The organism is Bacillus sp. NTK071 (genome assembly GCF_017303315.1).
Lineage (GTDB): Bacteria > Bacillota > Bacilli > Bacillales > Guptibacillaceae > Guptibacillus.
This window is the reverse complement of sequence record NZ_JAFKOI010000003.1, coordinates 174,914-198,828: the sequence shown is the minus strand read 5'-3', so window position 1 is coordinate 198,828 and position 23,915 is coordinate 174,914. Positions and strand designations below refer to the sequence as shown.

Here is a 23,915-nt window from a genome sequence, read left to right as displayed (position 1 = left end):
TAGGGGTGAATCATGTCGATGCATGAAGAAACGTGGATGCGATCTTTTCATCAGTTACTGGAAACGAAAGACCCAATCCATCGTTGTGAACTAATGCTCCAAAAGTGTCTTTCTCACTTTCCTTTCAGACGTGCAAGTATCTTTACTTTTTCTTATTTTACGGGCATTGGAGAAGGTGTTCTCCGTGTGGACCGTAGCGGCGTATTTTCTATGAATGCAATACGAGAGGATATACGGCGCATTCCACCGATTCAACGCGCACTACTTACTAATAAACCTGCTCTGTTGATGATGGATCAACATCATCAGCTTTTCCCCGAAGAATATATCGAAGCTTATAATTTAACATCCGTACTCATTATTCCTTTAAGCATTGAACGTATTGCCATTGGCTGTGTCCTTATTGATGAGAAAGAGGAAGGAATTACAATTCATCAAGGACTAATTGATGACGTGATGGTTTATTTCCGTCAAGCACTAGGCTTTATGCTTCCAATTACCTCACTATCCAAAAACCCGTTAAGTCCTCGAGAAACAGAGGTTATTCAGCATGCTGCAAATGGCAAAAGCACGAAAGAAATTGCCCGAATTTTGCATATTAGTGATTTTACAGCAAGGGATTATATTACCTCAGCGATTCGTAAATTAGATGCAAACAATCGGGCTGAGGCAGTAGCGAATGCATTAAGAGAGAAGTGGATTCACTAATCCATTACAATGATGTCTAAGTTTAAAAGCACTTGTATAAAAACAAAATTTTCAGTAAAATTAAAATACTGACTGGTTGGTATTTATGCAAAAAGAAGGAGGGATAACATGAAAAACGATGATACGGAAAGCATTCACTACCGAACGTGTCCGCTATGTGAAGCAACTTGTGGGCTCGAAATTCATACGGTTAATGGCGAAGTTACGCACATTGAAGGAGATAAAAATGATCCGTTTAGTAAGGGGTATCTATGTCCAAAAGGGTTTAGCTTAAAAGAACTTCACCATGATCCTGACCGAATCCGAGAGCCGATGATTCGGAAGGGGGGAGAGTGGTTTACTGTTAGTTTTGAAGAGGCATTTAAGGAAGTTCGAAAAGGTCTTCGTGGTGTGATTGAAGCGTATGGGAAAGATGCGGTAGCCGTTTACCTTGGTAATCCAAACGTTCATAATTTATCTGGCATGCTCTATTTGCCAATTTTTCTAAGGGCGCTTGGCAGTCGAAATCAATACTCAGCAAGTACGGTAGATCAAATCCCTAAACAGTTAGCAGCTGAGTTGATGTATGGCGGTGACTTTAGTATTCCAATTCCTGATGTCGACCGAACGCAGTATTTTCTCTGTATTGGAGCGAATCCAGTTGTTTCGAACGGTAGCTTAATGACAGGACCTAATATGAGAGGGAGACTTCAAGATTTAAAGAAACGCGGTGGCCGTCTTGTCGTTGTTGATCCAGTTCGCACAGCTACAGCAAAAATGGCAGATGATCATCACTTCATTAAGCCTGGAAAAGATGCTTATTTTCTATTTAGTTTACTCTACACCTTATTTGACGAGAGATTGACGAAGGATAATTATCTTGCTGATCATGTTAATGGTTTGAAAGAAGTGAAAGAGCTAGCAAAGGAATTTTCACCTGAGAAAATGGCGAGCGTATGCGGCATTGATTCTGAAGCGATTCGTATGATCGCGAGAGAAATTTCTTCTGCCTCTTGTGCTGCAGTCTACGGTCGTATGGGAACTTGTACACAATCATTCGGGACAATTAATAGCTGGCTCATAGACGTTATTAATTTCGTTACGGGCAACCTCGATCATGAGGGTGGTGTGATGTTCACAACACCAGCAGCTGGAGGGAAAACGTCTAGAAAGAAAGGGTATCGATTTGGGCGGTTTAAAAGTAGAGTGAGCGAAATGCCAGAGGTTCTTGGTGAGCTTCCCGTAGCATGTCTAGCAGAAGAGATGGATACGCCTGGAGAGGGACAGGTGCGCGCCTTTGTAACCGTTGCTGGTAATCCGATGTTATCTACACCGAATAGTAAACGTTTAGAAGATGCAGCAAAAAATCTTGATTTTATGGTGAGTGTAGACTGTTATTTAAATGAAACGACTCGCCATGCAAATGTGATTCTACCAGCCCCTTCACCACTTGAGCGATCTCATTATGATCTCTCATTCTATCAGCTTTCAGTGAGAAATATTTCACATTATTCAAGCCCAGTATTCGAGAAGAAAGAAGGGCAGCTTGATGAGTGGGAGATTCTTTTGAGGCTTGCTTCCTTAATTGGAGATGAAGAGCCATCTGAAGATGCTGTAACGCAATTGGACGATGCCGCGATTCAATTTCTAATTAATAAAGATGTGAAGAACGACCAATCACCGGTCTTTGGACGAAATCCTGAAGAAATCATGTCCTCTCTTCAATGTCGAAAAGGACCTGAGCGAATGCTTGATTATATGCTCCGAACGGGCCCTTATGGTGATCATTTTGAGGACGCAGAAGGTTTGAGTCTTTCAAAACTAGAACAGTACCCACATGGGCTAGATCTTGGTCCGTTGCAGTCAAGAATTCCTGAAATCCTTTTAACACATACAGGGAAAATTGAGCTAGCACCTGAACTAATTGTAAACGATGTGAAGAGACTGAAGGATGAAATAGGTGACCAGCCAAATATGATGTTAATAGGCAGACGACATTTACGATCTAATAATTCATGGTTGCATAATCTTCCTGTCTTAATGAAAGGAAAGAACCGTTGTACGATGTTGCTTCATCCTAATGATGCAAAAAGGTTTAATTTAGTGGATGGTGGTATGGCAGAAGTAGAGTCTGAAGCAGGTAGACTTCAAGTAACGGTCGAGATTACGGACGATATTATGCAGGGTGTAGCAAGTATCCCACATGGTTATGGACATGGGTTGAAAGGAACGAAAATGGAAGTTGCCGGACAGAACGAAGGGGTAAATACAAATCTTTTAAGTTATGAAAAAAGGTTGGATGCTGTGTCAGGAACGGCGGTGCTAAACGGTATTCCGATTGCTGTGAGAAAGGTAAATCAAGGGAGGAATGAACGTGGCAATGTACGCTCTGAATTTGTTTAACGTGAAGGATGGAGAAGAGTATGCAGAGTATGCGAGAAGAGCTGAAGAACCTGTTCGTAAATACGGGGGCAAAGTTATTGCTATAGGTAAGCTTGATTCCTCCCCTGAAGGAGATATCGCACCAAGACAAGTTATGATGCTTGTGGAGTGGCAATCGAAAAAAGGCATCTATCAGTATGTTAATGATCCGGACCTTGAAGACTTACATCCACATCGTGAACTTGGTGTTGATGATTTTGTCTGGCACCTGTTTGAGAAGATTGATGATCTAAGACCAGTATTGAAATAGAAAAAGCCTCCGCAGTGATGCGGAGGCTTTTCTAATTAATCTTCAATAGGAAACCAACCAGGTACGCTGAAAATGGTACTCCAGAGTGGTTCAGGTACAACAAGTTCATCTTGAGTTCCTTTTTTTAAGGTTGTGCGGATGCTTTCTGTATCGCCATTCTGCACTTTCTCGACCCAGCGGGGCTCCATAATCATTTCGCGTCCAAGTGCAATAAGAGGAACGCCGGTTTCGAGCGCTTTTTCAACTTCATCAGGTGTGTGCAGAGATCCAACACCGATAACAGGTACGAGGTGACCGATTCGCTCCTTAATCAATTCCATACGAGGAGTTGTATCTTCTTCACGCATTGATCCCTGATAGAAATCAGAAAGTGATACGTGAACATAATCCAAGTTACGCTTTGCAAGTTCATCAACAAGCTGAAGAGTGTCATCCATCGTAATACCAGGGTTTTCGCGTTCTTCAGGAGAGACGCGGTAACCTACTATAAATGATTCGTCTGCATGTTTTTTAACGGCAGCTTGTGCAGATTCAATAACAGCAAGTGGAAACTTCATGCGATTCTCAAGACTTCCACCCCAAGCGTCTTCTCTACGATTAGAGTGGGGAGAGAAGAATTGTTGAAGCAAATACGTATTCGCTCCGTGAAGTTCAATACCGTCATATCCAGCTTCGATGGCACGTCTTGTAGCTTCTCCGAATGCAACAATAGTATCTTGAATCTCTTGTTCCGTCATAGCGCGTGGTGTTTTTGAACCTTCTCGTTCAGCTGGAATAGCACTTGCACTAAGAATTTCTTGATTTGGAACAAGCTCTGGAGGGCACATTCTTCCTCCGTGGAAAATTTGTAGTATCGCTCTAGCGCCTTCAGCATGTATCGTATCAGCCAGTTTCTTTAGTCCAGGAATCTGTTCGTCGCGGTAGGCTCCAATTTCACCAGCAAATCCTTTACCATGTGGGAGAACATTTGCGCAAGCTGTTATAACTGTACCAACACCACCGGAACGCTCTTTGTAATAGGCAAGTTCCTTATCCGATACTGTTCCATCATCATTGGATAAAAAATTGGTCATAGGTGCGAGCATGATTCTGTTTTTAAGTTCTACACCAGAAGGGAGAGTATAAGGCTGTAGCATTTTTAGATTAGTAGACATTGTGATCCTCCTTCAATACACTTACTGTAATTAGAACTCTTACAGTTTAGCATGGGAGTCCTTTTTATGTCTTATAAAATGCCTGCTTAGTTTATACGTTAGGTGGGAAACTTGATAGAGGTTATTGGCATCAAAAAAATCCGCCTGGGCGGATTTTTGATGTTTCTATTTCTAAATTCGTTTAGAAGAAATGGCTTCGCGCATGCGTTGGAGGGATTTCTTCGATTGATCTTTCCTCGCGATCATTATGTTCACATAGAGCGCATCTACCAGACTTAATTGAGCAATTCTTGAAGCAAGCGCCTCCGAACGAAATTCTGTTTCTTGTGAAACAGTGTAGAGAGGGATGTCAACTTTCTTACTTAATGGTGATGTTGCAAGATTTGTAATGCCGATCGTGGTTGCACCAGTTTCTCTTGCGATGTCCGCAACGCGTAACATATCCTTATTCGTTCCAGAGTGTGAGATAAGCACGGCTACATCCTCACTTGATAATTGTGAAGCTGACATGATTTGCAAGTGTGCATCACTGTATGCCGTCGTTCGTAGGCCTGTTCGAATAAACTTATGTTGAGCGTCCATTGCAATAATACCTGAGCCACCGTTGCCATAGAATTCAATTCGATTGGCCTCTAATAATGCTTGCACTGCCTGTTCAATAGTTTGGTTATTAAGAATATGATATGTATCCTCAAGGGTTCGAATATTTGAACGAAGAACCTTCTCAGCAATCTCTTTTGATGAATCAGATTCAGAAATGGTCTCATGAATATCTTGAATGGGATTTACAATTTCAGCAGCGAGAGCAATTTTCATCGCCTGGAAACCCTTAAACCCTATTCGCTTACAGAAGCGAAAGACTGTAGCGTCAGCGACATTCAGATCATCAGCTACCTGGTTAATCGTGCTATGAATGATTTTGTTCGAATGATTAAGAATGTAATCCGCAACCTGACGCTCTTTCTCACTAAATTGTGAGTATGATGAGCGGATTCTAGGCAAGCAGTGACGCGTTTCGTTGTCGGACATAGATATTACTCCTCTCTATCAACTCTGATTGTAATATTGTAACCGATTACAAACAAGATGAAAATAGATTTCGTGAAAGCGCTTGTAATGAAAAATATTTAATGTATAATTGCGTTATAAGAAAAAATATTTCTTCTGGGTAAGGAGTTTTTAATATGAATGTTGGTTTAATTGGTCTTGGGAAAATGGGTTACAATCTAGCATTGAATTTACGTGATCATAACCATCAAGTTGTTGTACATGATGCAGATGATGAACAGGTTCAGAAAATGAAGGACGAAGGTTTTAATGGGAAATCTACACTTAAAGAGGTTGTTGATGAACTAGAATCACCAAGAATCCTTTGGATGATGGTTCCTGCAGGAGACATAACTGAAGCAGTGACAAATGAGCTTTCGGAACTTCTTGAAAGCGGTGACATTGTTATAGATGGTGGTAATTCACATTATAACGATTCGAAAAATAGAGCTATAAAGCTTTCTGAACGGAACATCTCTTTCTTTGATGTAGGAACAAGTGGAGGGAAATCTGGAGCTCGTAATGGTGCATGTACAATGATTGGTGGAGACGCTATTACTTTTGAAACGATTGAACCACTCTTTAAAGATATTTGCGTTGAAAGCGGTTACCTTTATGCTGGTCCTTCGGGAAGTGGTCACTTCCTTAAGATGGTACATAATGGCGTAGAATATGGCATGATGCAGTCTATTGCAGAAGGTTTTGATCTTCTAAGTAAGAGTGAATACGACTTTGATTATGAGAAAGTGGCACGCGTCTGGAACAATGGATCAGTCATTCGTTCTTGGTTAATGGAACTAACAGAGCAGGCTTTTTCGAAAGATGCCAATCTTGATGAAATCCGTGGTGTGATGAATTCTTCTGGGGAAGGAAAATGGACTGTCGAAACAGCACTTGATTTGCAAACGGCTACCCCTGTTATTGCACTAGCTCTTATGATGCGCTATCGCTCACTTGAAGATGATACATTCACAGGAAAAGTTGTCGCAGCACTTCGGAATGAATTCGGTGGTCATGCGACAGAAAAAGCGAATTAAGGAGGAGATCATATGTCAGGAAACATGTTAATTTTGATCGCAGTGCTTGCTATTTTTGCCCTTTTATTTCTAGTTATTCGTACAAAATTGCACGCCTTCGTTGCTTTACTACTTGTCAGTTTGCTAGTTGGTATTGCTGCTGGTATGCCACTTGAAGGTGTAATCGAATCAATAACAGCCGGAATGGGTGGTACGCTTGGTTTCGTAGCAGTTGTTGTTGGTCTAGGTGCGATGTTTGGTCAAATGCTTGAAGTGTCTGGTGGGGCAGAGCGCCTTGCTCAAACATTGATTAAGAAATTCGGTGAAGATAAAGCACAATGGGCACTTGGTTTAACAGGTTTCATCGTCGCCATTCCAGTATTCTTTGATGTTGGTTTCATTATTCTTGTACCGCTCGTTTATAGTCTTGCAAAAAAGACAGGGAAGTCCCTTTTACATTATGCGATTCCGCTTCTAGCCGGTCTTGCTGTAACTCATAGTTTTATTCCACCAACCCCAGGACCGATTGCGGTTGCTGATTTAATAGGTGCGGAACTTGGTTGGGTAATATTGTTTGGTTCACTTGCTGGTATTCCAGCAATGATTATCGCTGGGCCATTGTTCGGTCGATATATTGGAAAGAAGATTCACGTAACGGTTCCGGATTACATGGAACTTGAACAGAAAGAATATGACAAAGAGCTTCCTAGTTTTGGATTAGTTACTAGTCTTATTCTTATCCCCCTTGTATTAATACTAGCAAATACGGTATCAGATGTTCTACTTGATGAAGGTAATCCTTGGCGTGCATTCTTATCCTTTATGGGGCATCCATTCGTTGCTTTAACAATTGCAACACTTCTTGCCTTTATTCTACTTGGTACATTGCGTGGGTATACGAAGGAAGATGTACAGGGTATTGCTAATAAAGCACTTGAGCCAGCTGGTATTATTATTCTAGTAACTGGTGCCGGTGGAGTATTTAAACAAGTACTAATTGATTCAGGCGTTGGGGAAGTACTTGGTGATAAAATGGCATCATCTGCACTTCCGCCTATTTTACTAGCATTCTTAATTGCTGCTGCTGTTCGGGTGGCGCAAGGGTCGGCTACTGTTTCTATGGTTACAGCTGCAGGTCTGATGTCTCCTCTTATCACGAGCATGGGAATGGAAGGACCAGTTCTTGGACTAATGGTCGTTGCAATTGCTGCAGGTGCAACAGTCCTTTCGCATGTTAACGATTCAGGATTCTGGCTTGTTAACAGATTCTTAGGAATGAATGAGAAAGATACCTTAAAATCGTGGACGGTAATGGAGACGTTAATAGGTGTGGTTGGTTTCTTAGTCGTCTTTGTATTAAGCTTCTTCATCAGCTAAGCTAGGAATAACATGCGAACATCATCATGATGTTCGCTTCTTTTGCTCATGATAATGAAACATTGGAGGAATGCCTTATGATGACCAACGACCGATTTATGATTGGTGTAGATATTGGTACAACGAGTACGAAAGCTGTTTTATATAAAGAGGATGGTAAGCCAGTATCAAAACATAATGTAGAATATCCGTTATATACACCAACACCAGCAACGGCTGAACAAGATCCTGAAGAGATTCTACTAGCCGTTGTGGAGTCCATTCGAACGGTGATGCAAGATAATCAATTAAAAGCGGAGCAGGTAAAATTCGTTTCATTCAGCTCAGCAATGCATAGTTTGATTGCTGTGGATGGCGCGGGTAAGCCGATAACAAAATGTATTACGTGGGCAGACAATCGAAGTGCAAAATGGGCAGAGAAAATTAAAAATGAGATGGATGGACATGAGATCTATCTTCGAACAGGGACACCGATTCATCCCATGTCGCCACTTTCTAAGCTCGTTTGGTTGAAAAACGAAGAAACGGATCTATTCCAAGCAACGACAAAATTCATCTCGATTAAGGAGTATGTTTTCTATCGCTTCTTTGAAGAGTATGTTGTTGATTATTCAATCGCTTCAGCAACGGGTCTATTTAATCTCGAACAGCTGGATTGGGATGATAAAGCACTTGAGGTAGCAGGTGTATCAGCAGATCACCTATCGAAGCCAGTTTCAACAACTCATATCGTTAAAGGCTTAAAAGAGCCTTATTGTGAAGAAACCGGTCTAAATGAATCAACGAAATTCATCCTTGGAGCAAGTGACGGGGTTCTTTCCAATCTTGGTGTTAATGCCATTGAACCAGGTGTGGTAGCTGTCACAATCGGAACAAGTGGCGCAATCAGAGCCGTTACAGACCGACCAGTGACAGATCCAAAAGGTCGTATCTTTTGCTATGCCCTTACAGAGGACAAGTGGGTCATTGGCGGTCCTGTGAATAACGGTGGAATTACGTTCCGGTGGGTACGAGATCAGTTTGCTGCAGCTGAAACAGAAACGGCCAAACGACTTGGCATTGATACGTACGAAATTCTTACAAGAATCGCAGAGCAGGTAAATCCAGGCTCTGACGGTCTTATTTTTCACCCTTACCTTGCTGGGGAGCGGGCACCGCTTTGGAACGCAGATGCACGTGGAAGCTTCTTTGGTCTTGCCATGAATCATAAAAAAGAGCATATGATTCGTTCTGTACTCGAAGGCGTTATTTACAATCTATACAGCGTTCTTCTAGCTCTTGAAGAACTCATAGGTGTACCAAAACAAATCAAAGCAACAGGTGGTTTTGCACGCTCAGCTCTTTGGCGTCAAATGATGGCGGATATCTTTAATCAAGAAGTAACCGTTCCCGAAAGCTATGAAAGCTCATGCCTCGGCGCAATCGTTCTCGGCATGAAAGCACTCGGCGAAATTGATTCCCTGAATATCGTATCTGATCTAGTTGGAGACACCCACAGCCACCAACCAAACCAAGAAAACGTCCAAATCTACTCAGAACTACTACCAATCTACATCAGAATTTCAAGAAAACTAACCGAAGAATACACAGAAATAGCAAAATTTCAAAATGGAACAAAGTAAAGCGAATGTGCCCCGTTCAAACCCGGCAGGCACTGGAGGCTTTCAAAATGAACAACAAAAAAGACAGTCCGCATTGGGCTGTCTTTGTTATGCAATCATTAATGTTTAATGGCTTCTTTTAGAATAACTGTAGCTTGATCTAACTCAACATCTTTCGTTAGAACAATTTCACTTATGAGAAACTGCTGCGCATTCTCCAGTAGTTTTTTATCATCTGTTCCTAGAGGTCGTTTCTTGTTTAGGGCAACGAGCTCACGGATTACTTCCACATGATTGTGAATGTCTCCAGTTTTAAGCTTGTTCATATTATCCCGATAACGCTGGTTTCTATTTGCACTGGGCTCTTCAACTTCAACTTCTTCATTGAAAGAAGTAAGAACTTGGTCCATCGTGCTTGCATCCGATACTTCACGGATTTTCAAGTTTTCCGTTTTACCTTTTGGAATCATCACTTGAATATCTCGAAAAGGCATATTAAGAATATAATAGAGCTGTGTTTCGCCCAGTATTTCCTTTTCCTCGATTGCTTCAACTATACCCGCACCGTACATGGGATAAAATATTTTATCGCCTACTTCAAACAAGCGCCCACCCCCAAATTTATAAATTATAGCACATCTCCTATTATAACATAAACCTTTAATTTGTACGAATTAAACATTTTTTACATTAGGTTCACAAGTTTGATTGCTTCATGCAACCTCTATTACAATAATAGGAAAAGAGTATTGATAACAGTATTGGAGGCGGTTACAAATGAATCTTGGAATGATTAGTTTCTGGCATGTTCATGCAAAAGATTATGCGAACGAAGCGGAGTTGCACCCTGACACTTCTATTAAGGCGATCTGGGATGAAGATGAGAACCGTGGAAGGGAAGAAGCTGAACTTCGTCAGGTAGAGTACATAAGTGAGCTTGATGATCTGCTTGGAATGGAAGAAATCGATGCGGTCGTTGTCGATTCACCAACAAACACCCATAAAGAAATTATGATTAAAGCTGCAAGGGCTGGTAAACATATCTTTACTGAAAAAGTGCTTGCTGCAACAGAGGAAGAAGCACTTGAAATTCTAGGAGCTGTTAAAGAAGCAGGTGTTAAATTATTTGTCTCGTTGCCTCGTGTGTATGATGGTTACACCGAAGCCATTCAAGAGCTGATCCATTCAGGGCAGCTTGGTGATATTACACAAACGCGAATCCGTCTTGCTCACAATGGGGCTACAGCAGACTGGCTTCCACAACATTTCTATCATAAAGAGGAGTGTCAGGGTGGAGCACTTATTGATCTGGGATGTCATCCAGTCTACTTAACAAGGTTGTTCCAAGGCATGCCAAACCGTGTCACAACACAATTCGGTTACGTAACGGAAAAAGCTGTTGAGGATCAAGCTGTGGTCACTTTTGGTTACAACAACGGTTCTTATGGTATTGCAGAAACAGGGTTTGTAACAGCACATTCCCCTTTTACGATAGAGATACATGGAACGAAGGGTACAGCTTTATACGGATTTCCTGATGAAATCCTTCTCAAAAAAGTCGGAAGTCAGTGGGAAGAAGTTGCTATTCCATCAGATCGTCCTTCGCCATTTGCACAGTGGGTCGAACATATTCAACGAGATCAAGGAACAGATGAAAATAATGCACTTGCGCTCGATTTAACCGTTCTTATGGAGGCAGCTTACCTCGCTGAAAATCAAAAACGTGAAGTGGAAATTGGCGGGAGATAAGCCATTCTACATTTCAATGAGAGTAATGTGTTACACTAACTTCGACTAATGATAATGAGGTGTCTTATGAATACATTCTTACAATATAATCCAACGCGTCTTTATTTCGGGAAAGAACAAGTATCTCAAATAACTCGCGAAATTAAACAGGAAGCAAAAGTTCTTGTTGTATATGGTGGAGGAAGCATTAAACGAAACGGTGTTTACGATGCCGTGATGGCTGAACTTGAGAAAGTGAATGCTGAAGTTTACGAACTGTCTGGCGTAGAACCAAATCCACGCCTTACGACTGTTGAAAAAGGATCCGCGATCTGCAAGAAAGAAGGCATTGATTTTCTACTAGCTGTTGGCGGAGGAAGTGTTATTGATTGTACAAAAGCTATTGCAGCTGGTGCACATTACGAAGGATCTGCATGGGACTTGATTACACAAAAGGAGCCAATTGAATCTGCACTTCCTTTTGGAACGGTCCTTACACTTGCTGCTACTGGTTCAGAAATGAATTCCGTCTCCGTTATTACAAACTGGGAAACGAAAGAAAAGCTCGGCTGGGGTTCACCACATGTGTTCCCAACGTTTTCTGTATTAGACCCAACATATACTTTCTCTGTACCTGAAAACCAGACCGTTTATGGCATTGTAGATAGCATGTCTCATGCACTTGAACACTATTTTCATCGTACACGAAACACACCAATGATCGACGGATTTATCGAGTCGTTACTTCGTACGGCTATTCAAACAGGACCAAAGTTACTAGCTAACCTTGAATCTTATGAACACCGGGAAACGATGATGTATCTTAGTACAACGGCATTCAACGGTACGTTAAGTAACGGAACAGATGGAGGCGATTGGGCGACACACCGTATTGAACACGCTGTATCAGCTGTCTATGATATTCCACATGGCGGTGGATTAGCCATTCTGTTCCCGAATTGGCTTGAACATGTATTGGAGGAGGATCCTTCACGTGTGAAACAGCTTGCTATTAATGTTCTAGGTGTTTCTGCTGAAGATAAAAGTGACCATGACGTTGCAGTAGAAGGAGCAAAAACTCTTCGTCAGTTCTGGAATTCTCTTGGTGCACCATCTCATCTTGCTGACTATGACATCGATGAATCAGAATTTGAGAGTATGATTGAGAAAACGTTCATTAAGCCTGGCGTTGGAACGTACAAAGAGTTAGATCGAGAGAGTGTAAGAGACATTTTGAAACGTTCTCTTTAATAAGAAAGCAGCATGGCGTAATCGCCATGCTGCTTTCTATATATTATTCAGTTATAGATATATGTTGAAATGCATTCACATCAAAGAGTCCAAGATCTGTTAATTTAAGTTCAGGAATAACCGGGAGACTTAGAAAAGAGAGAGTTAAAAACGGGTTGAAATGAGATGGTGCACCAATCGACGTGAGAGCTTTATCAAGATCTTCTAGGTCCTTATCTACAGAGCGATAATCTTTATCGGATAATAGGCCAGCGATTGGGAGCGGAAGCTGGCCGATTACTGTCTGATCTTGAATGACAACTAATCCGCCTTGCATATCCTGGATGAACTGGGCTGCTTTAATCATATCGAGATCGTTTGTTCCTGCAATAATGAGATTATGAGAATCATGGCCAACCGTGGAAGCAATGGCGCCTCTCTTAAATTGAAGTCCTTTTACTATACCGAGTCCAATATTACCAGTATGATGGTGACGCTCGATCACAGCGAGTTTCATGAGATCGTTTTTTGATGAAGAAATAAAGGAATTGCTATCATCTCGTTCCACATCAATCTTTAATTTATTCGTCACTAGTTGATTAGGAATAATCTCAATTACATTAGCTTTACCTTCATTTACAGAAAGGCGCAGGTTATCCTGCGTTAGTTCAGGAATATGAACCGAATTCATTACAGCCTCAGAAGGTATTGTCTTCGAACTAACGTCTGTTGACCCATTTTCAGCTACAAGTTTACCGCCTCGATACACGTGAGCAATGGAGAACGACTCAAGATCGTCAAGTAGCAAGAAATCAGCATCATGACCTGGCGCAATAGCTCCTTTTGTTTTTAATCCATAACATTCTGCTGCATTTAGTGTGGCCATCTGAATGGCCTGAAGTGGATTCATCCCATGCCCAATTGCCAGTCTAATGTTATGATCAACACTACCTTCTTTTAGAAGGTCATTCATGTGCTTATCGTCTGTACAGAACATAAACCGCCTTGCATTTCGTTCTGTAACAGCAGGTAGGAGTTGTTTAAGGTTCTTTGCAACAGATCCTTCACGAATCAATACGTACATCCCTCTTCTAATTCTCTCTAATGCTTCATCTGCTGTTATACACTCATGATCTGTATCAATGCCTGCCGCTTTGTAGATGTTTAGGGCACGGGAGTCGAGACCTGCAGCATGACCATCAATCTTTTTCTTATTTAAATGTGCATCATGGAGTTTTTGCATCATGGAATCTGACGTTTTGGCAACAGAAGGATAATCCATCACTTCTGCAAGGCCAAGCACACGGTCGTGTTTATAGAAAGGTTCAAGATCTTTAGCAGTAAGTGTAGCTCCTGCATTTTCGAACGAAGTAGAAGGAACGCTTGAAGGGAGCATGAAGAAGATGTCCATTGGCACAGATTCAGAGTCCTTTAGCATAAAAGATAGACCTTCTGTTCCACAAACATTTGCAATCTCATGAGGATCGGTTACAACAGTTGTTACACCATGAGGAAGCACTGCTTTAGCAAATTCAGTTGGTGTAACCATGGCAGATTCGATATGAACGTGCGCGTCAATAAGAGAGGGGACAACGTACTTTCCCTTTGCATCAATTATTTCTGCACCATCGAACTCTCCGATTCCTGCAATAACACCATCCACAATTGCTACGTCTGCTTTAAACAGTTCAAGGTTATAACTATCAAGTATGTATCCGTTTTTAATAACCGTATCAGCAAATCGTTTACCTGCTGCGGTTTGAATCCTATTAATTAATTTATCCATTTCTTTTCTCCTCTCGTTCTAGACGGTTACGCCTGACAGAGGATGACATTTTCATTTATTTATCCCAGAATTGTCATCGTAGTCAAACCATTTGCGGTAGTTTGGTAGAAACGTTTGGACCATATCTCCAAAGATATACGAAACCTGGTGCGTTTTAGCGTATTTTATAGCCCTCAATCCTTCACGTCAATAGCATAGGCGTATGAAGTTGAAAAAATACTTTAATAAGGTTATTGATAAAAAGATTAAATACAAGTAAACTACAAGTAGGAATAACTTAATGGGTAAAAAGAAAGCGCTTTTTTTATCGGCATTTGAGCAAACGTTTGCACTTGGCTAGCTCACTTTAACTAATAGATGAGGGTGTAGTGAAATGAAAAAAATTTGGTGGAAAGAAGCCGTAGGTTATCAAATCTATCCCCGGAGCTTTCAGGACTCCAATGGAGATGGTGTTGGTGATCTACAAGGAATTATTCAAAGACTTGATTATATCAAGGATCTTGGGGTTGATGTCATTTGGATTTGCCCGATGTACAAATCTCCAAACGATGATAATGGTTATGATATTTCAGATTACCAGGACATCATGGAAGACTTTGGTACGATGAAGGACTTTGATCAGTTACTTCAAGAAGTTCATAAACGTGACATGAAGTTAATTATAGACCTTGTTTTGAACCATACAAGTGATGAACATGAATGGTTTATTGAATCACGCTCATCTAAAGAAGACCCTAAACGGGATTGGTATATTTGGCGGGATGGCAAGGATGGTCGTGAGCCAAATAACTGGGAAAGTATTTTTGGCGGATCAGCTTGGGAGTATGATCAGAAAACCGATCAATACTATCTTCATGTTTTCTCAACGAAACAACCAGATGTAAACTGGGAAAACCCTGAAGTGCGCGTTGCGTTGTATGACACGGTTAACTGGTGGCTTGATAAAGGGATTGATGGTTTCAGAATTGATGCAATCAGCCATATCAAAAAGCGTCCTGGCCTCCCTGATATGCCTAACCCGGGTAAAAAGGAGTATGTTTCCTCTTTTGATATGCATATGAATCAAAAAGGTATTCAAGAATTCTTACAAGAGTTTAAAGATGAAACGTATGCAAACTATGATGTGATGACAGTTGGAGAAGCCAACGGGGTAAGTATTGATGAAGCGGATCAATGGGTAGATGAAGAAGACGGAAAGATGGATATGATTTTCCAATTTGAGCATCTCGGATTGTGGGATGCTGAAGAAAATCCTGATCTTGATATTGTTTCATTGAAGAAAGTTTTAACCCGCTGGCAAAAAGGACTTGAAAACAAAGGTTGGAACGCACTTTTCGTTGAGAATCATGATAAGCCACGAGTGGTTTCGACATGGGGTAACGATAAAGAGTATTGGAGAGAAAGCGCCACTTCTATGGGGGCGATGTACTTTCTCATGCAAGGAACTCCTTTCATCTATCAGGGGCAGGAAATTGGCATGACAAATGTTCAATTTCCTTCCATTGAGGATTACGACGATGTTGCGGATAAGAACCGCTATCGTATTCAGCGCGCTGCAGGCGTCTCTCATGATCAAATTATGAGAGTGATTTGGGCATCATCGCGTGATAACAGTAGAACGCCAATGCAGTGGAATAGTGATTCTAACGCAGGGTTCACTACTGGTAATCCGTGGATGAAGGTGAATCCGAACTACGTTGATATTAATGTGAAGAAGCAGGAACAGGATGAAGAGTCAGTTCTATCATTCTATAAGAAAATGATTGAACTGAAGAAAAACAATCTAGTGTTCACTTATGGAAGCTACGATTTACTGCTTGAAGATGATAAGCAAATCTACGCTTACACAAGAACAACGAAAGATGACAGAGTGTTGGTTGTAACAAACTTATCAACCGAGCCAGCTGTATTTAAATCGGAGTTCATTATCGAGGAAGACCAGCTTCTATTAAACAATTACAAAGTGAATCACGTATCAAATGAATCGATTGTTTTAAAACCATATGAAGCGAGAGTGTATCGACTAAATCGTGCATAATGAGGAGCAGCCGGCATTCCGGCTGCTTCTTTCACATTTGAGAGAATAAGTCCAAGAAATAGACAAATATTGTAGAAAAACAGTGGGAAAAGAATAGATTTTTTGAAAAATTTACCGTATAGTGTTGATTGGTGGGAGAAATGACCTGATTACATTTCCTCACTACATACTAGAATGGTAGGGGGATTTAAGATGAAAAAGTTGATTGTAGCATTATTTTCAGTAATGGCTCTATTTATGTTCATGGGCACAGGCGCATTTGCAGCAGAAAGCACTAATGATGAAATTCTACATAAAATTGAGGAAACAAACGTTAAGATTGAAGAAGAAATTCAATCTGCTCAAGAAGATGGTGAGAATCTTCTTGCTAAGCTTTCTCTTGAAACAGCAAAGCTTGATGCTAAGCTTGAAGAAGCTCGTCAAGATGGAGAATCAGAAGCAGAACTTGCGGAGCTAGAGAACGAAGTGAAAACAAAAAAAGCTGAGCTTACTTCTAAATACAATGAAGAGCTTGATGAATTAATTGGTGATCTCATCGAGAAAACAAACAAGATGACGGCTGACATGATAGAAGAAGCGGCTGAAGAAGGTATTGAAGCAGAATGCTCATGGGTTTATGTTCAGATTGCAGATCGATGGGTTTGGGTTGATCCGATTCAAGTTGTTGGACCGTGATCATTTATACAAGAAGGTATTCCTTATTTCAAGGTGTACCTTTTTTTCATATAACTAGTACTATATAATAGATAAATATGAAGTATATGTTTCCTCACGGTAAGGGGGTAAGGCATGAAAGGCTTTGAATTTGGGCGCAAAAATGAATATCTTGAAAAAGCAGAGCAAGAATCAGCCTCTTTGAGATTGTTAGCTAAGGGGTCTGGTCTTGAATTTATGAAGCACACCATTAAAAGTGATACTGGTTTTTATATCTACCCTAGCAAAAATCCGAACACAATTGAATTTTTCTATATACTTGACGGTGAAATTAAAAGTGAAGATCTTGGAATAACGCTAGGAACTGGTGATTATTTTTCAGTTAGAAGATTATCAGAACTCATATTCTTTCATGTTGTAACAGAAGTAACTCTTTTATGGGTCATTAACGAATCTACTTTTCGGTTTATTAGCGAAAAAATAGTTAAGCTTTTAGCTAATGTAAAAAGCGTCGGAGATAAAGATCGTTACACGAAAGAACATAGCGATCGTGTCCAGAGAATGAGTTTTGAAATTGGGAAAAAACTAAATTTATCTGCAGAAGAGATGGATAATTTAATCGTTGCCTCGATTCTCCACGATGTTGGGAAGATCAATGTGCCAGAGGGAATTCTTAATAAGCCAGGAAGTCTATCAAACGAGGAATATGAGCTTATGAAAAAACACCCTGCCGATGGAGCAGAGATGGTGAAAGATACATATTACGCTGGTATAAGCAACATCATCCATCAGCATCATGAGCGCGTAAATGGTTCCGGTTATCCTGAAGGCCTGAAGGGTGAGGAAATAACCATAGGCGCGAAGATTATCGGGGTAAGTGATTCCTACGATGCAATGACAGATGATCGCTCTTATCGAAAAGCGTACACACCTGAATATGCGATGAATGATATAAAGCGCCTTGCAGGCATTTTATACGAACCTGAGGTTGTAAATGCTCTCGAACAAGTGTTGATTGAAGATGGAGTTCTTAATAAGAAGCAGTAAAAAGGGGAAGATGGGATGACATCTTCTTTTTTGTTTGCATTGTTTCACGTGCAACATGGAAACTGGTATGATTGAACAAACTAATGAAACGTAAATGAGGAGAATGGTAGAGTGGGTAAACAGTTAATTCTTGCGGAAAAACCTTCGGTGGGACGCGATATTGCGAGGGTCTTAAATTGTACAAAAGGTGGAAATGGATTTCTTGAAGGAGACCGTTATATCGTAACTTGGGCGCTTGGGCACCTTGTTACGCTTGCCGATCCAGAGGTTTATGATACAGCATATAAAACATGGGATTTAGAAGCTTTGCCAATGCTTCCCTCACCGCTAAAGCTTGTTGTCATTAAGAGAAGCGGAAAGCAATTTAGTGTTGTCAAAACACAAATGAATCGCCAAGACGTTAGCGAAATTATTATTGCAACGGATGCGGGACGAGAAGGAGAACTAGTAGCGCGTTGGATTATTGAAAAGGCTCGTGCGAACAAACCGTTAAAACGTCTCTGGATTTCATCCGTGACAGATAAAGCGATACGAGAAGGATTTAAACAATTAAAAGATGCTTCTCAGTACAAGAATTTATACTATGCTGCGGCAGCACGTTCGGAAGCAGATTGGTATGTTGGACTTAATGCTACTCGAGCGTTAACAACGAAATACAATGCACAGCTGTCGAGCGGAAGGGTTCAAACACCAACACTCGCGATGATTGCAAAAAGAGAAGGCGAAATTAAATCGTTCAAGCCTGAGCGCTATTATGGTTTAGCTGCTGTTGTCGATGGATTTACCCTGACATGGCGAGATGCGAAAACCAATGAAACCCGTCTATTTAATAAAGATAAAATAGATTCCTATTTGCAAAACCTATCCGAAAAGTCTGCGCGAATTGAAGAAGTAAAAAAGACGAAAAAGAAAACTTTTGCGCCGGGACTATATGATTTAACCGAGCTTCAGCGGGACGCACATAAGCGGTTTGGCTTTTCTGCTAAAGAAACTCTTTCTGCGACCCAACGACTTTACGAGCAGCATAAGCTAGTGACTTATCCAAGAACAGATTCTCGTTTCCTTTCTTCTGATATGAAAGATACATTGAAGGAGCGACTCGAGGCAATCGCTCCTTATGAAAAAATGGCGAGAAAAGTTCTCGGGAAGCCAATTCAAACTGGGAAACATATTATCGATGATGCGAAAGTATCAGATCATCATGCGATTATTCCAACGGAACAAACGCCAGTTATTCGCGAGTTAAGTGATAAGGATCGTAAAGTGTATGACTTAATTGTAAAGCGTTTTGTAGCAGCTCTTTATTCTCCATTTGAATACGAACAGGTAACGGTTACGGCGACAATTGGGGATGAGAGGTTCGATGCAAAAGGCAAGCGCGTATTAGCGGCGGGATGGAAAGAAGTTTACCAGACAGATGAGGCAGATGAGATACTTCCTGAACTCACCAAAGGACAGGAACTTCGCGTCTTATCCTTAACTAGAACAGAAGGTACAACGAATCCACCTTCACGTTTTAATGAGGGAACACTCTTAACGGCCATGGAAAAACCAGCTCAATTCCTTGGTAACCAGGATAGAAATCTTGCGAAAACCTTAGGCGAAACAGGTGGTCTCGGTACCGTGGCAACCCGTGCTGATATTATCGAAAAGCTTTTCAATAGCTTTTTAATCGAAAAGAATGGGAAGGACTTGTCTATTACATCAAAAGGCAAGCAATTGCTAGAACTTGTACCTGATGAACTTCAATCTCCTGCCCTTACTGCTGAGTGGGAGCAAAAACTTGAAGCAATAGGCAAAGGAAAACTTTCGAAGCAGGCGTTCATTGAAGAAATGAAAGCATACGCGGATGAAACAGTGAAAAAAATCAAATCGAGCACGAAGAAATATAAGCATGATAACCTAACAGGAACGAAATGTCCTGATTGTGGCAACTTAATGTTAGAAGTGAAGAATAAAAAAGGAAAAATGCTTATTTGTCAGGATCGTGAGTGTGGCTATCGTAAAGGAAAAAGCAAAGTAACGAATGCCCGTTGTCCGAAATGTAAAAAGAAACTTGAGCTTCATGGTCAGGGGGATGCCCAAACATTCATTTGCAAATGTGGCCATAGAGAAAAGCTTTCATCGTTTAACGAGCGACGAAAAAAGGAAAAGAATAACAAAGCATCGAAGAGAGACGTATCAAGCTATATGAAAAAACAGGGCAACGATGAACCGGTAAACACCGCCCTAGCCGATGCACTTGCTAAACTAAAACTCGATCAGGACAAGTAACAGGGAGCAGGGAAACCTGCTCCCTTCATTCTTACAAATCCATTGTACCGGTGGTATCTAGAGAGCCTAAAGTTGCCGTTTATATGTCCAACCGTGTAAAATAAAGCAGATTGTGTTTCTTGTAATTAGGAGCCATTTTTACTAATATCCGCAGGTATGAGCATATTTTCAAACATTTCTGTTCGTTTCGATTATAGTGAAGTAATACTTAGACTACAGAATAATGAAGAAACAAAAGAAACGAGGATTCGTTTCAAATAAGGAGGCTGTCCATGGTCGATTCAATCTTATTCAATATTATGCTTGTTGGTGCTCTTGGCATCTTTTCGCAGTGGATTGCCTGGCGTTTCCATTTGCCTGCCATTGTCGTTATGTCAATAATTGGTCTTTTAGTGGGACCGATTTTTGGGTTGATTCATCCAGAAGAAGTGTTTGGAGGATTATTTGATCCATTTGTATCAATAGCAGTAGCTATCATTCTTTTTGAAGGAAGTTTAAATCTTGATTTTCGAGAGATTAAAGGGCTTGGGCGACCAGTCGGAAGAATTGTAACTGTAGGAGCTTTTCTAGCATGGCTTCTTGGTTCGTTATCAGCTCATTATGTAGCTGGGCTTTCCTGGGGTGTAGCGTTTGTTATTGGTGGATTATTTATTGTAACGGGACCAACCGTTATTCTTCCCCTGTTAAGACAAGCGAAGCTAAAACCAAGACCAGCTAAAATATTGAAGTGGGAAGGGATCATAGTTGATCCTCTAGGCGCGCTCCTTGCCGTATTTGCTTTTGAAATTATTAAATTCCTTAAAGTAGAGGAAGCAACTGCTACCGCACTACTAATTTTCTTCCTTGGTTCACTCTTTGCAACACTTTTTGGCTTCCTATGTGGACGAGGAATTGGTTGGATGTTCGAGAAGGGCTACGTGCCAGAATTTTTAAAGTCCCCAGTTGTTTTTGCTGTCGTTATTATGTGTTTCGCAGTGGCGGATGAAATCACTCATGAAACAGGGCTATTAGCTGTTACTGCCATGGGTATTACACTTGCGAACATGCACATTTCATCCATTGATGATATGAGACATTTTAAAGAGAATATCTCAGTTCTTCTTATCTCAACTATCTTTATTATGTTAACAGCATCGCTTTCTGTTGATACATTGCTTGAAATTTTCCACTGGCAAATTCTCGCTTTTGTATTACTTATGCTATTTGTAGTAAGGCCACTATCGATCTGGCTATCTACGATTGGAACAGATCTTTCCTGGCAGGAAAAAACACTTGTAGGATGGATTGCTCCTCGAGGAATCGTTGCGTTAACTGTTGCAAGTTATTTTGCTAGCGTGTTACTTGATGCTGGATTTGAAGATGCTAAAATTTTGATGTCGCTCACCTTTGCGCTCGTATTCGCGACGGTAGTTGTCCATGGCTTCTCGATTAGGTGGACGGCTGAGAAGCTAGGACTTGCAAGCGATGGGCAACCTGGGCTTGTTATTGTAGGAGGTAGTTCCTTCTCGACTGCGCTTTCTAAAACACTAACAGAGCTTAAAATTCCAGTTCTCGTGACGGACTCCTCCTGGCAAAGGTTAATAACGACGAGAAAAGCAGGTGTTCCTTTTTATAGAGGGGAAATCCTATCTGAACAAACGGAATATCGATTGGATCTCACACCTTACGAATACATGCTAGCAGCAACTGAACTAGACTCTTACAATGCTCTTGTATGTACCACGTTTGTTCCTGAAATAGGTCGTAATAATCTCTTCCAATTGAGTCTTCGAAATGATCGGGGAGACGATTTAGAAGAGCTTGTGCATACGATTGGTGGACGAGTTGCCTTTAAAGAAGGAGCAACATGGGAAAGTCTCAATCGAAAAGTTGAGAGCGGGTATGTTTTCCGTAAAACGAACATTACGCAACAATATTCTTATGATAAATACCTTGATGAAAGTGATGATGAAACGATCATGCTCTTCCTCAAGAAACCGTCTGGAAGTCTTGAATTCTTTGCACATGATTCTCAGACACAAGCTGAAGCAGGAGACGTTATCGTTAGCCTGATGCCACCAAGTAAAGAGTTTAATCGAATCAGAGAAAAGTTAGAGAAACAGCGTAATGGCGATAAGAAAGAAAAAGACAAACAAGAATAAAGCTAAGGGGGTCAGGTACGAACCTGACCCCCTTAGTTTTTTATATTGCTCTTTTCGTAAATATTGTTTCTATAAGAGTGAGAGGGATTTCCGCTCCAGTATGCTCGCTTTCCGCGCAGCGAGCGCTGAGCCTCTTCAGCTAAGTTTGATTCTTAATACAAATTCTTTCAAAAGCAACAATCTTTGAGAAAAGCGCCTTTTATATTAAATTAGCTAATTCTTTTTGCAAATATGCTCTCCGATCACGAATAAAGGTAAGAATGAATTCCGGCTCTGAGTCAAAATAACCTAATTTGGTTCTTTGAAAGCTGTCTTGCATTACGTATGGTCTTAGCGTTTGATGGTGTTGACGAATTTCGGGTTCTAAGGCTTGTTCGGTAAAGATTGTTTCTAGTATACAATTCATTCTTTCTCGATACTGTTTTTTCAAAGCAGGGCAGTCCAATATTCGTGCAGTCAATGTATTATAACCAGTAATAGGAATATAGTCGTATTCCATTAAACGTCCGTTGATATCTCTCCCCCACGTTGCATCGTAATCCCACGGAATCACTTCAAATTGATCAGTCACTCGATTTCTATAGAGGGCGTAATTCTGGATAAAAGCGTCGAAATTTTGAGTGCAAACAACTCCACAAAGCCAGTTAATATATTTCTCTACATCGATAAGGTTGTTAGCTTCTTTAAGAAATTCTTCTCTCGTTAATGTATTTATTTTGTATAAAAGTACTTGTAAAGCAACATCATCCTCATCTGATCCATACTTTCTTTTATAACCGTCCATAAGCGATTTTTTCGGCTTATAATCGTCTGGACGGAGCAGTGAAAAGTTTGCGTCGTCGTTCTGTGCATAGTAAATGCCGCCCTTTGGTAAGGAATTGTTATCTAAGTAGTATTCATCAATTGAGTCTAGTTTCAGGTATATACTTCTGTATGAATCGTTAAGTGTTAATAGGATGTGCTCTGCTTTTGGAGAAAGGACTTGTAGTTTGTTAAATAAATCGAATGAAAGCTTACTTCTAAGCAGTGAATAATCATTATACTCAGCATTGAGATGAATGGTTTTTTGGTGATGAAACGCTTCAGGCTCGTCAAATTCGACTTCGAACGATTTCTTCTTAAATTTACGCGTATGGGCACCACGGAATCCAGTATTTACTGAGTAATCACTATCGCCAACTTTTAGAGTAGCTGGGACAAGCCGTCCGTTCCACTTCTCTTTTTTGAGTTTCTTCAATCCTTTCGCGTCAATCAATAGTTTATATTCAGGGATTTTCATTTGTAGAAAGGCCTCTCTTTCGTAAACGTCTGCTTATAAAGTATGAATCGGAAAACGGTGTTGCTACATATATGGGAGAAAGTGGAGTTTAAAGAGAGTGTAGAACAAGCTCTTCCATTCTACATAAGATGAAGTAATGCTAGCGCAGATGTAATTGAAAGGAG

General features: G+C 40.7%; 18 protein-coding genes and 1 riboswitch. Of the genes, 13 read left to right on the top strand and 5 right to left on the bottom strand.

All coding sequences use genetic code 11. The annotated features are described in order from the left end of the window. Positions 1–12 precede the first annotated feature (12 nt). From JI666_RS08675 to JI666_RS08665, 3 genes are all read left to right on the top strand, one after another. Entirely contained in the window at positions 13–708 is a 696-nt protein-coding gene (locus JI666_RS08675; protein ID WP_206890831.1) for a helix-turn-helix transcriptional regulator, read from the top strand. Positions 709–816: 108 nt separating this feature from the next. Then, the gene (locus JI666_RS08670) at positions 817–3,090 is read left to right on the top strand and encodes a molybdopterin-dependent oxidoreductase (RefSeq protein ID WP_206890828.1); all 2,274 of its coding nucleotides are present in this window, start codon (positions 817–819) and stop codon (positions 3,088–3,090) included. After that, the gene (locus tag JI666_RS08665; RefSeq protein ID WP_286170692.1) at positions 3,068–3,379 is read left to right on the top strand and encodes a DUF1330 domain-containing protein; all 312 of its coding nucleotides are present in this window, start codon (positions 3,068–3,070) and stop codon (positions 3,377–3,379) included. The genes JI666_RS08670 and JI666_RS08665 overlap by 23 nt, the downstream gene beginning before the upstream one ends. Before the next feature lie 35 nt (positions 3,380–3,414). Here the strand turns inward: JI666_RS08665 and JI666_RS08660 are convergent, their stop codons facing one another. Together JI666_RS08660 and JI666_RS08655 are read right to left on the bottom strand one after the other, a co-directional pair. Beyond that, on the bottom strand, positions 3,415–4,533 hold the full coding sequence (locus JI666_RS08660; RefSeq protein WP_206890818.1) for an NADH-dependent flavin oxidoreductase: 1,119 nt from the start codon (positions 4,531–4,533) through the stop codon (positions 3,415–3,417). A gap of 171 nt (positions 4,534–4,704) precedes the next feature. Further along, complete coding sequence (locus JI666_RS08655) at positions 4,705–5,562, bottom strand: MurR/RpiR family transcriptional regulator (protein ID WP_206890816.1); 858 nt, start codon at positions 5,560–5,562, stop codon at positions 4,705–4,707. A gap of 155 nt (positions 5,563–5,717) precedes the next feature. Here JI666_RS08655 and gnd point away from each other — a divergent pair, with 155 nt between their 5' ends. The 3 genes from gnd (at position 5,718) to gntK (ending at position 9,595) form a co-directional block, all read left to right on the top strand. Then, complete coding sequence (gene gnd, locus JI666_RS08650; protein WP_206890815.1) at positions 5,718–6,617, top strand: phosphogluconate dehydrogenase (NAD(+)-dependent, decarboxylating); 900 nt, start codon at positions 5,718–5,720, stop codon at positions 6,615–6,617. 12 nt (positions 6,618–6,629) lie between these two features. Beyond that, positions 6,630–7,973, top strand: a complete 1,344-nt coding sequence (locus JI666_RS08645) for a GntP family permease (RefSeq protein WP_206890808.1) — start codon at positions 6,630–6,632, stop codon at positions 7,971–7,973. Between the two features lie 80 nt (positions 7,974–8,053). Continuing rightward, the gene (gene gntK, locus JI666_RS08640) at positions 8,054–9,595 is read left to right on the top strand and encodes a gluconokinase (RefSeq protein WP_206891001.1); all 1,542 of its coding nucleotides are present in this window, start codon (positions 8,054–8,056) and stop codon (positions 9,593–9,595) included. A 98-nt stretch (positions 9,596–9,693) separates the two neighbouring features. Here the strand turns inward: gntK and JI666_RS08635 are convergent, their stop codons facing one another. Then, positions 9,694–10,179 carry a CarD family transcriptional regulator gene (locus JI666_RS08635; RefSeq protein WP_048311180.1) on the bottom strand — a complete coding sequence of 162 codons (486 nt, stop codon included), beginning with the start codon at positions 10,177–10,179 and terminating at the stop codon, positions 9,694–9,696. 172 nt (positions 10,180–10,351) lie between these two features. Between JI666_RS08635 and JI666_RS08630 the strand changes: the two genes are divergently transcribed. Continuing rightward, positions 10,352–11,323: a Gfo/Idh/MocA family protein gene (locus tag JI666_RS08630; protein WP_286170671.1), complete on the top strand. Its 972-nt coding sequence runs from the start codon at positions 10,352–10,354 to the stop codon at positions 11,321–11,323. A gap of 66 nt (positions 11,324–11,389) precedes the next feature. Continuing rightward, complete coding sequence (locus JI666_RS08625) at positions 11,390–12,553, top strand: iron-containing alcohol dehydrogenase (RefSeq protein WP_206890806.1); 1,164 nt, start codon at positions 11,390–11,392, stop codon at positions 12,551–12,553. A 43-nt stretch (positions 12,554–12,596) separates the two neighbouring features. Here JI666_RS08625 and ade read toward each other — a convergent pair whose 3' ends face one another. After that, complete coding sequence (ade, locus tag JI666_RS08620) at positions 12,597–14,318, bottom strand: adenine deaminase (RefSeq protein WP_206890805.1); 1,722 nt, start codon at positions 14,316–14,318, stop codon at positions 12,597–12,599. A gap of 59 nt (positions 14,319–14,377) precedes the next feature. Next, positions 14,378–14,479, bottom strand: a riboswitch (purine riboswitch). Positions 14,480–14,691: 212 nt separating this feature from the next. Between ade and JI666_RS08615 the strand changes: the two genes are divergently transcribed. From JI666_RS08615 to JI666_RS08595, 5 genes are all read left to right on the top strand, one after another. Next, positions 14,692–16,356, top strand: coding sequence for a glycoside hydrolase family 13 protein (locus tag JI666_RS08615; RefSeq protein WP_206890803.1), 1,665 nt, complete (start codon positions 14,692–14,694; stop codon positions 16,354–16,356). A 192-nt stretch (positions 16,357–16,548) separates the two neighbouring features. Next, positions 16,549–17,031, top strand: a complete 483-nt coding sequence (locus tag JI666_RS08610) for a hypothetical protein (RefSeq protein ID WP_206890801.1) — start codon at positions 16,549–16,551, stop codon at positions 17,029–17,031. 114 nt (positions 17,032–17,145) lie between these two features. Further along, complete coding sequence (locus JI666_RS08605; RefSeq protein ID WP_206890799.1) at positions 17,146–18,057, top strand: HD-GYP domain-containing protein; 912 nt, start codon at positions 17,146–17,148, stop codon at positions 18,055–18,057. Between the two features lie 111 nt (positions 18,058–18,168). Further along, positions 18,169–20,331: a DNA topoisomerase III gene (gene topB / locus JI666_RS08600; RefSeq protein WP_206890798.1), complete on the top strand. Its 2,163-nt coding sequence runs from the start codon at positions 18,169–18,171 to the stop codon at positions 20,329–20,331. A gap of 272 nt (positions 20,332–20,603) precedes the next feature. Next, on the top strand, positions 20,604–22,472 hold the full coding sequence (locus JI666_RS08595; protein WP_206890796.1) for a cation:proton antiporter: 1,869 nt from the start codon (positions 20,604–20,606) through the stop codon (positions 22,470–22,472). 199 nt (positions 22,473–22,671) lie between these two features. On the opposite strand, the gene JI666_RS08590 is transcribed toward JI666_RS08595, so the two are convergent. Beyond that, positions 22,672–23,751, bottom strand: coding sequence for a CotH kinase family protein (locus tag JI666_RS08590; RefSeq protein ID WP_206890795.1), 1,080 nt, complete (start codon positions 23,749–23,751; stop codon positions 22,672–22,674). Positions 23,752–23,915: the final 164 nt, after the last annotated feature.

Bases quoted from the DNA above. Each gene is read 5' to 3' on its own strand.
- JI666_RS08675 (WP_206890831.1), top strand. From the start codon at position 13: ATGTCGATGCATGAAGAAACGTGGATGCGATCTTTTCATCAGTTACTG.
- JI666_RS08670 (WP_206890828.1), top strand. From the start codon at position 817: ATGAAAAACGATGATACGGAAAGCATTCACTACCGAACGTGTCCGCTA.
- JI666_RS08665 (WP_286170692.1), top strand. From the start codon at position 3,068: ATGTACGCTCTGAATTTGTTTAACGTGAAGGATGGAGAAGAGTATGCA.
- JI666_RS08660 (WP_206890818.1), bottom strand. From the start codon at position 4,533: ATGTCTACTAATCTAAAAATGCTACAGCCTTATACTCTCCCTTCTGGT.
- JI666_RS08655 (WP_206890816.1), bottom strand. From the start codon at position 5,562: ATGTCCGACAACGAAACGCGTCACTGCTTGCCTAGAATCCGCTCATCA.
- gnd (WP_206890815.1), top strand. From the start codon at position 5,718: ATGAATGTTGGTTTAATTGGTCTTGGGAAAATGGGTTACAATCTAGCA.
- JI666_RS08645 (WP_206890808.1), top strand. From the start codon at position 6,630: ATGTCAGGAAACATGTTAATTTTGATCGCAGTGCTTGCTATTTTTGCC.
- gntK (WP_206891001.1), top strand. From the start codon at position 8,054: ATGACCAACGACCGATTTATGATTGGTGTAGATATTGGTACAACGAGT.
- JI666_RS08630 (WP_286170671.1), top strand. From the start codon at position 10,352: ATGAATCTTGGAATGATTAGTTTCTGGCATGTTCATGCAAAAGATTAT.
- JI666_RS08625 (WP_206890806.1), top strand. From the start codon at position 11,390: ATGAATACATTCTTACAATATAATCCAACGCGTCTTTATTTCGGGAAA.
- ade (WP_206890805.1), bottom strand. From the start codon at position 14,318: ATGGATAAATTAATTAATAGGATTCAAACCGCAGCAGGTAAACGATTT.
- JI666_RS08615 (WP_206890803.1), top strand. From the start codon at position 14,692: ATGAAAAAAATTTGGTGGAAAGAAGCCGTAGGTTATCAAATCTATCCC.
- JI666_RS08610 (WP_206890801.1), top strand. From the start codon at position 16,549: ATGAAAAAGTTGATTGTAGCATTATTTTCAGTAATGGCTCTATTTATG.
- JI666_RS08605 (WP_206890799.1), top strand. From the start codon at position 17,146: ATGAAAGGCTTTGAATTTGGGCGCAAAAATGAATATCTTGAAAAAGCA.
- JI666_RS08595 (WP_206890796.1), top strand. From the start codon at position 20,604: ATGGTCGATTCAATCTTATTCAATATTATGCTTGTTGGTGCTCTTGGC.
- JI666_RS08590 (WP_206890795.1), bottom strand. From the start codon at position 23,751: ATGAAAATCCCTGAATATAAACTATTGATTGACGCGAAAGGATTGAAG.